Origin of the sequence: Streptomyces graminilatus (assembly GCF_001418565.1) — a bacterium.
GTDB classification, from domain to species: domain Bacteria; phylum Actinomycetota; class Actinomycetes; order Streptomycetales; family Streptomycetaceae; genus Streptomyces; species Streptomyces graminilatus.
This window is the reverse complement of sequence record NZ_LIQQ01000422.1, coordinates 1-11619: the sequence shown is the minus strand read 5'-3', so window position 1 is coordinate 11619 and position 11619 is coordinate 1. Positions and strand designations below refer to the sequence as shown.

At 71.8% G+C, this 11619-nt stretch carries 11 protein-coding genes and 1 pseudogene; 6 read left to right on the top strand and 6 right to left on the bottom strand.

Annotated elements, in window-relative coordinates; translation table 11 throughout:
• The 3 genes and pseudogenes from AOK08_RS31245 to AOK08_RS31235 all read left to right on the top strand — a co-directional run.
• Window positions 1-300, top strand: a pseudogene (locus AOK08_RS31245) (PHP domain-containing protein); the annotation flags it as partial.
• Window positions 301-334: 34 nt separating this feature from the next.
• Window positions 335-1300 (top strand): SDR family NAD(P)-dependent oxidoreductase, encoded by a 966-nt coding sequence (locus tag AOK08_RS31240; RefSeq protein WP_055532323.1) that lies wholly within the window; start codon window positions 335-337, stop codon window positions 1298-1300.
• 137 nt (window positions 1301-1437) lie between these two features.
• Window positions 1438-2688 carry a lactonase family protein gene (locus AOK08_RS31235; RefSeq protein WP_198539451.1) on the top strand — a complete coding sequence of 417 codons (1251 nt, stop codon included), beginning with the start codon at window positions 1438-1440 and terminating at the stop codon, window positions 2686-2688.
• Here AOK08_RS31235 and AOK08_RS31230 read toward each other — a convergent pair.
• Together AOK08_RS31230 and AOK08_RS31225 are read right to left on the bottom strand one after the other, a co-directional pair.
• Complete coding sequence (locus AOK08_RS31230; protein ID WP_055532322.1) at window positions 2656-3381, bottom strand: DUF2470 domain-containing protein; 726 nt, start codon at window positions 3379-3381, stop codon at window positions 2656-2658. The genes AOK08_RS31235 and AOK08_RS31230 overlap by 33 nt on opposite strands.
• Before the next feature lie 102 nt (window positions 3382-3483).
• Window positions 3484-4092: a TetR/AcrR family transcriptional regulator gene (locus AOK08_RS31225; protein WP_055532320.1), complete on the bottom strand. Its 609-nt coding sequence runs from the start codon at window positions 4090-4092 to the stop codon at window positions 3484-3486.
• 109 nt (window positions 4093-4201) lie between these two features.
• Here AOK08_RS31225 and AOK08_RS31220 point away from each other — a divergent pair, with 109 nt between their 5' ends.
• Window positions 4202-5671, top strand: a complete 1470-nt coding sequence (locus AOK08_RS31220; protein WP_055532318.1) for a cytochrome P450 — start codon at window positions 4202-4204, stop codon at window positions 5669-5671.
• 105 nt (window positions 5672-5776) lie between these two features.
• Window positions 5777-5977: a DUF5999 family protein gene (locus AOK08_RS31215; protein ID WP_055532316.1), complete on the top strand. Its 201-nt coding sequence runs from the start codon at window positions 5777-5779 to the stop codon at window positions 5975-5977.
• A gap of 29 nt (window positions 5978-6006) precedes the next feature.
• On the opposite strand, the gene AOK08_RS31210 is transcribed toward AOK08_RS31215, so the two are convergent.
• From AOK08_RS31210 to AOK08_RS31195, 4 genes are all read right to left on the bottom strand, one after another.
• The gene (locus AOK08_RS31210; protein ID WP_055532314.1) at window positions 6007-7311 is read right to left on the bottom strand and encodes an alpha/beta fold hydrolase; all 1305 of its coding nucleotides are present in this window, start codon (window positions 7309-7311) and stop codon (window positions 6007-6009) included.
• Between the two features lie 111 nt (window positions 7312-7422).
• Entirely contained in the window at window positions 7423-8457 is a 1035-nt protein-coding gene (locus AOK08_RS31205) for a LacI family DNA-binding transcriptional regulator (protein WP_055532312.1), read from the bottom strand.
• Window positions 8458-8578: 121 nt separating this feature from the next.
• Window positions 8579-9946: a BNR repeat-containing protein gene (locus AOK08_RS31200; RefSeq protein ID WP_055532310.1), complete on the bottom strand. Its 1368-nt coding sequence runs from the start codon at window positions 9944-9946 to the stop codon at window positions 8579-8581.
• Window positions 9947-10000: 54 nt separating this feature from the next.
• Window positions 10001-10321 (bottom strand): L-rhamnose mutarotase, encoded by a 321-nt coding sequence (locus AOK08_RS31195; protein ID WP_055532327.1) that lies wholly within the window; start codon window positions 10319-10321, stop codon window positions 10001-10003.
• Between the two features lie 195 nt (window positions 10322-10516).
• Here AOK08_RS31195 and rhaI point away from each other — a divergent pair.
• Window positions 10517-11619: L-rhamnose isomerase (rhaI, locus tag AOK08_RS31190; protein WP_055532308.1), on the top strand; the 1103-nt coding region annotated here is incomplete at its 3' end.

Below are 11619 nucleotides of genomic sequence, written 5' to 3'. Positions count from 1 at the left end.
GTGTTCGCCGCCTGCGCCGAGACGGGCACGGCCCTGGAGATCAACAGCAGGCCGGAGCGGCTCGACCCGCCGCGCCGGCTGCTGCGGCGGGCCGTGGCGGCGGGGGTGCTGTTCTCGATCGACACCGACGCGCACGCGCCCGGCCAGCTGGACTGGCAGATCCACGGCTGTGCCCGCGCCGAGGAGTGCGGCGTACCGGCCGAACGGGTGATCTCGACCTGGCCGGTGGACGCCCTGCTGGCCTGGGCCCGGGAGCGCAGGCTGCCGCCGGGTGCCGGGGAGGCCGGTGGCGCCGCTTGACTTCGAGCGCGCTCCAATCCGTAGCGTGCCGTGCATGACCACCGCACAGCACAGGATCGGCTCGGGCTTCGACGCCCTGAGCACCGCCGACGACGTCCTCTCGGGCATCGACCTCTCCGGGCGGCTCGCGCTCGTCACGGGCGGCTACTCGGGCATCGGCCTGGAGACGACCCGCGCGCTCACCAGGGCGGGAGCCCGGGTCGTCGTGCCCGCCCGCCGCCCGGAGGCCGCGCGGGAGGCCCTGGCCGGCCTCGATGGCGTCGAGGTGGACGCGCTCGACCTGGGCGACCTGGAGAGCGTGCGCGCCTTCGCGGACCGTTTCCTCGCCTCGGGACGCACGCTCGACCTCGTGATCGACAACGCCGGGATCATGGCCTGCCCCGAGACCCGGGTCGGCCCCGGCTGGGAGGCGCAGTTCGCGACGAACCACCTCGGCCACTTCGCGCTCGTCAACCGGCTGTGGCCGGCCATCGAGCCCGGTGGCGCACGCGTCGTCTCCGTCTCCTCGCGCGGCCACCACTTCTCCGGCATCCGCTGGGACGACATCCAGTGGGAGCACGGCTACGAGAAGTGGGCGGCGTACGGCCAGGCGAAGACGGCGAACGTCCTGTTCGCCGTCCATCTGGACAGGCTCGGCCGTGACGCGGGGGTGCGGGCCTTCTCCCTCCACCCCGGCGCCATCTTCACCCCGCTCCAGCGGCACATCCCGGTCGCCGAGCAGATCGAGCGCGGCTGGCGGGACGCCGAGGGCAACCTCCTGCTCGACCAGGCGGGCGTCAAGACTCCCGAGCAGGGGGCGGCCACCCAGGTGTGGGCGGCGACCTCCCCGCTGCTCGACGGCCTGGGCGGCGTCTACTGCGAGGACTGCGACATCGCCGAGCCCGCCCCGGGAGGCGACGAGCGCAGCGGCGTGAAGGACTACGCGGTCGACCCCGAGGAGGCGGCCCGCCTGTGGGAGCTGTCGGCACGCCTGACCGGCGTCGACGCGTTCGCGGACTAACCGCTGGTCGCCGGGACCGGGGAGCCTCTGTGGCGTTGCGGTGTGCGCAACGCGTGCTGCTCGCCTTGCCCCCGCCCGGTGATCCGCGTCAGAGTTGCGGACAACGGCTGTGGCGACCGAGACCCGAGGTGCAGGTAATGAGCGGTGGTACGGAACCGGCGCGGGGCGCTCGGGGCGGCTGGAGCAGGCGGCGGTTCGTGGGCGCGGCGGCGGGTTCGGCCGCGGCGGCGTCCGTTCCGGTGCGGGCGCTGGGGTCGGCACCGATGGAGCCCGCCGGCACACAGGTGTCACCCGCACCGCGGTCGCCCGAACCGGCCGCCGTTCGCCCGGCGGCTCCCCGTCGGGCCGCTCCACGCCCGCTCTTCCTCGGCACCTACACCTCCACCGAGGGCGGCGGCACCGGTATCGGCCTAGCGACCTACGACCCGGTCTCGGGCCGGATCACCGGCACCGGCACGCTCACGGGCGTGGCGGACCCGTCCTACCTCGCCGTGCACCCCGACGGCCGCACCCTGTACGCGGTGAACGAGCGCCAGGACGGCGGCGTGACCGCGGTCCGGCTCGGTGGTGAGGGCGAGCCGCACCAGGTCCTCGGCACGCGCGGGACCGGCGGGTCCGGGCCGTGCCATCTGTCGGTCCATCCGAGCGGGCGCTGGCTGCTCAGCGCCAACTACGGCTCCGGCAGCGTGGCGGTCCACCCCGTCGACGCCTCGGGCGCGCTGGGCGAGCGCACCGATCTGGTCACGCACTCCAGTCCGGCGCCGGGCCCGGGGCAGCGGGGCCCGCACGCGCACCAGTTCCTCACCAGCCCGGACGGCGGTCATGTCCTCGCGGTCGACCTGGGCACGGACACCGTCTACACGTACGGTCTCGACCTCGTACGCGGCACGCTCACCGAGGTCTCGCGCGCGCGGACCCGCCCGGGCGCCGGGCCGCGCGCCCTCACCTTCCACCCCGGCGGCCGGTACGCGTATCTCGCCGACGAGGTCGACAACACGGTCGCGGTGTGCGCGTACTCCCCCGCCACCGGGCGCCTGGACATCGGGGAGGAGCAGTCCACGGGGACGGGTGCGGGCACGAGTTACCCGGCCCAGTTCGCGGTGACCGGGGACAGCCGGTTCGCGTATCTGGCGAACCGTGGGGACAACAGTCTGACGCGGTACGCCGTGGAGGCGGACGGGGCCCGGCTGCGGCTGCTCGGCACGGTGCCGGTCGCGGGCGACTTCCCGCGTCACATCGCCCTCTCGCCGGACGGGAACCTGCTGTTCGCGGCGAACCAGCGCTCGAGTACGGTCAGCGTCTTCCAGGTCGACCCGGCGAGCGGTGAACTGCGGCTCGCGGGCGAGCCGTTCGCCTCACCGGTCGCCGTCTGTGCGCTGCCGCTGTAGTGCGCGCGGGCAGGAGGCGGACCGGGCCCGGGTCAGCAGGACGTGCATGCGCTCGGTGAGCTGCGAGACGCTGTCGGCGGGCTGGTGGAACGCCAGCCGTACGTCACCGTACGTACGGACCCGCTCGATGCGCAGGGTGAGTCCGTGCCGGTCGACGGCGACCGGCTGGACCCTGACGGCGCCGTGCAGGCTGTCCCGCTCGACCAGCCGGGTGAGGCTCTCGACGGCGTCGCCGTGGCAGTCGGCGAGGTGGGTGAGCAGCCCCGCCTCGGCGATGGCCAGCGGGTCTGGCGTGGCGGCGGCGAACTCGTCGAGGCCGACGAGGGTGACACCGGACGCCTGGCGCAGCACCACGCGCGTCGGACGGAACGCGAGCCGGTCGCCCTCGGCGCGGAACCAGCCGGCCATCCAGAGCCGGGCGCGGATCCGGTTGCGTACGGGGACGGGCGAGACGTCGGCGAACTCCAGCACGGCGGACGGCTCGCCGCGCGGCGCGCAGACGGCGGCGGCGAGCAGCGCGCTGTCCGCCGGTACGTCCAGCACCACCCTGCCGTCCTCGCCGACGGTGTGCGCGCCGACGAACTCCTCGCGCCCGCCCTCCGCCGTCACCGTGCAGGACCACGCCGCCGCGAGCACCGAACGCGCGCGCTCCGCCGCCGCGGGCGCGCCCGTCCAGGTCTGACTGTCACCCATCCCAGATCTCCTTAGGTAAGCCTTGCCTAACTTACCGAAGATCGGGGCGTACGCCAACCACCGCCCGCGAACCGGTCCTGAGGTGCGCCCGGAACCGGCCGCTCAGGGCGCCAGGGTGCCGAGCAGCGAGCGCGCGCACAGATCCCGTACCTGCCGCCGGGACAGGTCCGAGCCGCGCAGCCATTCCAGGCAGACGGCAGTGGTGAACGCCAGCCAGCCACGGACGGCGAGCCGCAGCTCGGGCCGCTCCTCGGACAGCCGCCCGAACTCCGGGTCGGCCGCGAGCGCCGTGAGGATCTGCCGCTCCTGCGCGGCCAGCGCCCGCCGGTAGACCTTCCGTACCGCCTGGTCGCCGGACGCGTCGGCGCGGTGGAAGGCGCGATAACCGTGCGCGTGCTCCTCGACGTACGCGAGGAAGGCGTCGAGGTTCGCGGCCAGTTGCTCACGTGCGGGAACGCCCGGCACGGTGGCCGTCATCCGCAGCATGCGCTCGCTCTCGCGCTCCACGACCGCCGCGAAGAAGTCCCGCTTGGTCGGGAAGTAGTGGTAGAGCAGCCCGCGCGAGACTCCGGCTATCTCGGCGACCTGTTCGATCCACACGTCGTCGTACGGACTCTCCGAGAACAGCCGCGCGCCGACCGACAGGAGCTGCTCCCGACGCTCGCCGGTGCTCAACCGCCGACGCGTGCGCTCCCCTTCTTTCGCGGCCATGCCCGCACACTTTACTTGACGTCGGCTCACCGGCCGGATCAGACTGGCCTCGCTATTGAATCCACGTACAACAGACTCAACTCACCCCGGTATCAAGGGAGATGGCGTCATGACGGAGACGGTGACCCGGGCTGCCGAGGCCAGGGGATTCCGCAGTGCCGAGCTGGGCTGGCCGGAGCTGCACCGGATCCCGCATCCGGCACGCCGGATCCCGCTGGTCGGTGATCTGGTCGGCGTCAGCCCGCGTACGCCCCTCCAGGACTCGATGCGGATGGGGCAGCCCCTGGGGCCGATCTTCCGGCGCAGGGCGTTCGGCAAGGAGATCGTGTTCGTGTGGGGCGCGGACCTCACCGCCGATCTGGCGGACGAGTCGCGCTTCGCCAAGCATGTGGGTCCCGGCATCGCCAACCTGCGCCCGATCGCCGGGGACGGGCTGTTCACCGCGTACAACGAGGAGCCCAACTGGCAGTTGGCGCACGATGTCCTCGCCCCCGGATTCAGCCGCGAGGCCATGGCCGGCTACCACCCGATGATGCTGTCCGTGGCGGACCGGCTCACGGACCACTGGGACCGGGAACTGGCGGCGGGCCGTTCGGTGGACGTGCCCGGCGACATGACGAAGCTGACCCTGGAGACGATCGCGCGCACCGGCTTCGGGCACGACTTCGGCTCCTTCGAACGCGAGCGCCCGCACCCCTTCGTGACGGCGATGGTGGGCACGCTGAACCACGCGCAGCAGCTCAACATGACCCCCGCGCCGTTCGCCCCGCTGCTGCTGCGCCGGGCCGCGCGCCGCAACGAGGCGTCCATGGCGTACCTGAACCGCACGGTCGACGAGCTGATACGGGCCCGCCGGGCGTCGGAGGGCGACGGCACCGGCGACCTGCTCGACCGCATGCTCGACACCACCCACCCGGAGACCGGCGAACGCCTCGCGCCGCAGAACGTGCGCCGACAGGTCCTGACCTTCCTCATCGCGGGCCACGAGACGACGTCCGGCGCGCTCTCCTTCGCCCTGCACTACCTTTCCCAGCACCCGGAGATCGCCGCCCGCGCCCGCGCCGAGATCGACCGCGTCTGGGGTGGGACGGCCGTCCCCGGTTACGACCAGGTCGCCCGACTGCGGTACGTGCGCCGGGTCCTCGACGAGTCGCTGCGGCTGTGGCCGACCGCGCCCGGCTTCGCCCGCGAGGCCCGCCACGACACGGTGCTCGGCGGCGAGCACCCGATGCGTGCGGGCGCCTGGGCGGTGGTCCTCGCCCCACTGCTCCACCGCGATCCGGCGGTCTGGGGCGCCGACGCCGGCCGTTTCGACCCGGACCGGTTCGACGCGGCGGCCGTACGCGCCCGCCCCGCCCACGCGTTCAAGCCCTGGGGCACCGGGGCCCGGGCGTGCATCGGCCGCCAGTTCGCCCTGCACGAGGCGACACTCGTCCTCGGCCTGCTCCTGCGCCGCTACGACCTCAAGCCCGACCCGGACTACCGGCTGCGGATCGCGGAGCGCCTGACGGTGATACCGGCGGGACTGCGGCTGCACCTCGAACGCCGCTCCCCGGGCGAGGAGTTGGCGGTCGGCTGAAACGACACCTCACAGGTGAATTTCCCGGCGTGTTGGCGTCTCCACACATGGAGGCAACCAACCTCCGCTACTACAGAGGCAGAGACCTGAGACGCGGGAGAGACCATGTGCACCCACCAGCCTTCGTGCCCGGCCGCCGACAGCCCCGACCACGACGCGGCCGTCATCGTCGCGGCCCACCCCGAGCAGGGCTGGAACCTGCTCTGCAACGGCACCATCGTCTTCGACGACACGGGTGAACTCCAGGCGGACGGACGGGCGGTGGGCCCGCAGCGCGGCTCCGGCAAACCGGTCGTCGCCGCCTGACGGCCGGGGCCCGCTCCTCGCCCTCCCCCTCACACCTCGTCGCGGGCCAGGGCCAGCAGCCGGTCGAGCACCCGGGGGCCGCCCGCCCGGACTCCGTCGTGCTCGAACTCGTCGGTCACCCAGGTGCGCAGGCCGCCGATCGCCCGCGCGGTCTCCAGGGCGTGGCCCGTGTCGACGTACATGTCGTCGTGGTAGACGGCCGCGGCGACCGGGACCTCGTTGACGGCGAGGCGCGAACGGTCGTACAGGGGAGGCCAGTCGGTGTGGGCGGCGAGGAGTTCGGCGGTCTCGCGCAGCGGGCGCAGGGCCGGGTCGACGTCGAACATCCAGGGGTGGACCGACTCGCCGGTGAACAGCAACGGGCTGTCGTCCGCGAGGGACTTGCCCGCGTCGAACTGGGGGAACTCCGCGCGCATCCGCTCGGCGGACCAGTCGGTGGGGCGGCCGTCCTGGCCGTAGATCGCCTCGTGGACGAGTGCGTACAGCGGATGGGCGGCGTACGACAGGACGCCCTGGACCTCCTCCAGGAACGCGTCGGACAGGGCCGCGCCCCCGGGGGTGCGGACGAACGCGTCCTCCAGGAGGTAGTGCAGCCGGTGGCTGCCCTCGCCGCCGCCGAGCATGATGCCGAGGGACTGGAACGCCTCGACGGTCAGCCGGTAGCCGTTCGGCAGCACCGGCTCGTGCACGCTCACGTGCTCGGCGATCCGCCGGGCCCGTTCGACGTCCTGGGGGTAACGCGCGTAGTGCGCGGCGACCTTGCGTTCGATACGGGGATAGGCGGCCCGGTAGACGTCGTCCGCGTGCCCGTCGAGCGAGGGCAGGCCGCCCGTGATCAGGGCGGCGGACAGGCCCTCCGGCGCCGTCGACAGATAGTGCACCGCGCAGAAGCCGCCGAAGCTCTGGCCGAGGACGGTCCAGGGGGCACCGCCGGTGACCGAGGGGCGGACGGCCTCGCAGTCCCGGACGATCGAGTCCGCGCGGAAGCGGGTCAGATAGGCGGCCTGTTCGGCGGGCCCGCCGCGCAGCGGGAGCGTCTGCCGGTTGGCGGGTGTCGAGGCGCCGGTGCCGCGCTGGTCCAGCAGGAGCACACGGAACTCCTCCAGGGCGCGGCCGAGCCAGGCCCCCTGGCCGACGAAACGATTCGCCCCGAAGCCCGGACCACCCTGGAGGTAGAGCAGCCACGGCAGGTCGTCCCGGCCCGCCCTGCCTCCGGCGACGACCTCGCGGGCGTACAGCTCGATGGTCTCGCCACCGGGGTCGTCGTGGTCCAGGGGCACGGTGAAACGGCGGTCGGTGAGGACGACGCCGGGCTGCCGGTAGCTGGCGGACAACTGGGCTCCTTGGACGTACGGATTTCGGGCCGGGGCCCAGTCCAGCACAGATTTCCCGCCCGGCCGAGCCCGTGGATCAAGAAATTCCCGGGGCGTCTACTGAACGGGGGTTCAGCGGGCCGACAGGCTGGAACGGCGGACGACCAGTTCCGGCTGGAGGACGACCCTGCGGTGGGCGTGGCCCCCCGCTCCCGGCTCCGCATCCGTATCGTCGATCTCCTCCAGGAGGAGTTCCGCGGCCAGGGCGCCCATGGTGACGGCCGGCTGACGTACGGAGGTCAGCGGGACGGCCGCCGCGGCGGCGAACTCGATGTCGTCGTAGCCGACGATCGCGAGGTCCTCGGGGACGCCGACCCCGGCCGCGTACATGGCCTGGAGGACACCGAGGGCGAGCAGGTCGTTGGCGCAGAAGACGGCGGTGGGGCGGTCGGCGAGGCCCAGCAGACGGGCGCCCGCGTCCCGGCCCGCCGCGACGTCCAGGGTCTCGGTGGGCAGCTCACGCAGGGCGGTGGGGCCGAGACCGGCCTCGGCGAGCGCGTTCAGGGCGCCCGTGCGGCGGTCGCGCACCTGGTTGAAGCCGGGCGGTCCGCTGACGTACGCGACGGAGCGGTGTCCGGCGTCGACGAGATGGCGTACGGCCAGTGCGCCGCCCGCGACGTCGTCCACGGACACCGAGCACTCGGTGGTGCCCTCGGCGACCCGGTCGACGAGGACGAAGGGGATGCCGTGGCGGCGGAACGCCTCGATGTTGCGGCCGGTCGCGTCGGCCGGGGTCAGCAGGACTCCGCGCACCCGCTGCTCGGCGAAGAGCGACAGGTAGTCGGCCTCCTCCCCCGCGCTCTGCGCGCTGTTGCAGACCATCACCCCGAGCCCGGCCGCCCGCGCGGCCCGCTCGGCGCCGCGTGCCACGTCCACGAAGAAGGGGTTGCCCATGTCGAGGACGAGCAGCCCCATGATCCGGCTGCGCCCGGCGCGCAGTTGACGGGCCGACTCGCTGCGGACGTAGCCGAGGCGGTCGATCGCGGCCAGTACCCGGGCACGGGTCTCGGTGGCCACCGAGTCCGGACGGTTGATGACGTTCGAGACCGTGCCGACCGAGACTCCGGCGGCGCGCGCGACGTCCTTGATACCCACCGACTGGGCCATCGGGCGGGGACCTCCAGGGAAACGAGCCGGGCCGGGCAGGCCCTTACATTAGCCGCCTGTCCGGGTCTGTCCGCACTCGGCTGATCCGCTGATCATCGCGGTCAGGTCCGGTCAGGTCCGGTCACGCGGGCAGCCGGAAGTCGGCGACACGGAGCGCCGAGGGGGTCGTTCCACTCGACGTCTCCTGGTAGAGGACGGACAGGACGTTGTCCTGGGCGATCCGGGTCTCGTCGATCACGACCTCGCCGAAGGCGTTCAGACCGACGCCGTCGAACAGCACCGTCCAGTCGGTGTACCCGGAGGACTTCGAGGCGCCCGCGATTCGCCCGAACGGGAGGATCGCGTAGGCGTTGTCGTACGCGTCGAGGATCAGTCTGGTGCGCTGGCTGGAGTTCAACGGGACCGGGATCTCGGTCTTGTGCCAGCTGCCGGCGGAGTCCTTGCGCAGGTGGAAGGCGCGGCCGTTGGCGGTGCGGTCGGTGACGTAGCCGGTGGTGCACCGGCCGAGGTGGCCGGGGACATAGCTGATGATCGCGTGCGGCAGTCCCGACGAGTCGGCGGACTGGCTCTCCTGGTTCATCAGGGAGTGGTCCGGGCTCAGCGCGTCGACCACGAGGCCGCCGTCCGTCACCGCGACCGTGTCGGGGCCGCCGGTGGTGCCGACGAGCGTGCCCGCGTCGTCGCGCCAGGTGCGGCCCTGGTCGTCGGAGTGGACGTAGCCGGTGTCGTGGTTGGTGAGTCCGCCGCCGTGGCGCATGACGGCGCTGTTCTGTTCGCGCCAGGTGAAGAACGCGTGCAGGCGGCCGTTCGTGTCGTAGTCGATGCCGTGCAGATACATGTTGCGGGCCGTTGAGGAGCCGTGCTCGCTGGTGTACGTGCCGGTGGAGCTGGACCATTCGCCGAGGTCGGTCCAGGACGTGCCGTCGTACTCGGCGAGCGCGTTGCGTCCGTCACCGGAGACACCGGCGCGGTAGCTGAGCTGGAGCCTGCCGTCGGGTGTCGAGATGAACTGGGGGTACGTGAACTGCGCATTGAGCGCGAGTCCGTCGAGCGTCGATCGGGGTGCGCCGAAGCGGGCCTCGGTCCAGGAGAGCCCGGCCGGGTCGTCCATCAGTCCGGCCACCGACTTGACGTAGGTGAAGCCGTCGCTGTGCGAGTCCATGTTGAGGTGGAGACGGCCGTCGGTTTTGGAGACGCCCATCGAGATGACGTTGTGCGAGTCGCTCGACTTGAGGATGTGTCCGACCTGGACCTTCGCCCAGGTACCGCCACCGAGGACCCGACGGCCGACGACTGCGTTCCCGTCTGCGGTGTACCAGGCGGCGTACTGGTGGCCCTCGCAGGTCAACAGCCCGTTCTTCTGGAACGAGTTGTTGTTGACCAGGCCGTCGTAGGACACGAAGAAGACCGCCCGGGGGTCGAGCGTGCTGGTGCCGGTCCAGGCGACCGAGGGGCCGGGGGCGGCGCCCGGCGGGGTGCGTCTTTCCATCTCGGGGACTCCGTTGTCGTACGAAAGGCGGGGGAAGCGGCCGGACGGTGGTGATCAGGCGAGGTGGAACACCTCGGTGAGGGGCTTCATCGCCTCGTCGGGGCGGGCGCCGTCCAGCGCTTCGAAGAACGGGGCCATCTCCGCCTGCCAACGGGCGTTGATCCCGGCGGACGCCATGCCGGCCTGGGCGGCGGCGAAGTCCTCGGTCTCCAGGTAGCCGACCAGCAGGCCGTCCTCGCGCAGGAAGAGCGAGTAGTTGTGCCAGCCGTTGGCCGAGAGCGCGTCGAGCATCTCGGGCCACACGGCGGCATGCCGCTCGCGGTACTCGTCGAGACGGTCCGCCCTGACCTTCAGCAGAAAGCACACGCGTTGCATCATCAGCCCCGGGAATCAGAAGGTGAAAGGTTTCAGCCGGTCGCCGGGACGTTAGACATCAGGGCCATGCCACGTCAACGGGCTCGAAGTCGGCCGGGATGCTTGACAGCCCACTCGGGGGCTCATAGCTTCCCGTTCTGAATCGTTTCACCATCGAGTCGCACCGGATGTCACCCCGATGTCAGGAGTCCTGAAGTGACCGAGCTCAGCGCGGTGAAGGCCGCTCTCAAGGCCCAGGCCATCGAAACGCCGTCGTGGGCATACGGGAACTCGGGGACCCGTTTCAAGGTGTTCGCCCAGCCCGGCGTCCCGCGCGACCCCTTCGAGAAACTGGACGACGCCGCCCAGGTGCACGCCTTCACCGGGGTGGCGCCGACCGTCGCCCTGCACATCCCGTGGGACAGGGTCGAGGGACCCGACGGATACGCGGACCTCGCGAAGCACGCCGAGGAGCGCGGTCTGAAGCTGGGCGCGATCAACTCGAACACCTTCCAGGACGACGACTACAGGCTCGGCAGCGTCTGCCACCCCGACGCGGCGGTGCGGCGCAAGGCGCTCGGTCACTTGCTGGAGTGCGTCGACATCATGGACGCGACCGGGTCCAGGGACCTGAAGCTGTGGTTCGCCGACGGGACGAACTATCCCGGCCAGGACGACATCCGTGAGCGGCAGGACCGCCTCTCCGAGTCACTGGCCGCGGTGTACGAGCGGCTCGGCAACGACCAGCGGATGCTCCTGGAGTACAAGTTCTTCGAGCCCGCCTTCTACACGACCGACGTCCCGGACTGGGGCACGGCGTACGCCCACTGCCTCAAACTCGGCCCGAAGGCACAGGTCGTGGTCGACACCGGGCACCACGCGCCCGGGACCAACATCGAGTTCATCGTCGCGACGCTGCTGCGCGAGGGGAAGCTCGGGGCGTTCGACTTCAACTCACGGTTCTACGCGGACGACGATCTGATGGTCGGCTCGGCGGACCCGTTCCAGTTGTTCCGGATCATGTACGAGGTGATCCGGGGCGGGGGGTTCGTACCCGAGGTGGCTTTCATGCTGGACCAGTGCCACAACATCGAGGCGAAGATTCCGGCGGTCATCCGGTCCGTGATGAACGTTCAGGAGGCGACGGCCAAGGCGCTGCTTGTTGATGCGGCGGCGTTGGGTGCCGCTCAGCGGGCCGGGGATGTGCTGGGTGCCAACGCGGTGTTGATGGACGCGTACAACACGGATGTGCGGCCGTTGCTCGTGGAGGTTCGGGGGGAGTCGGGGTTGGACGGGGATCCCGTCGCGGCGTATTCCCG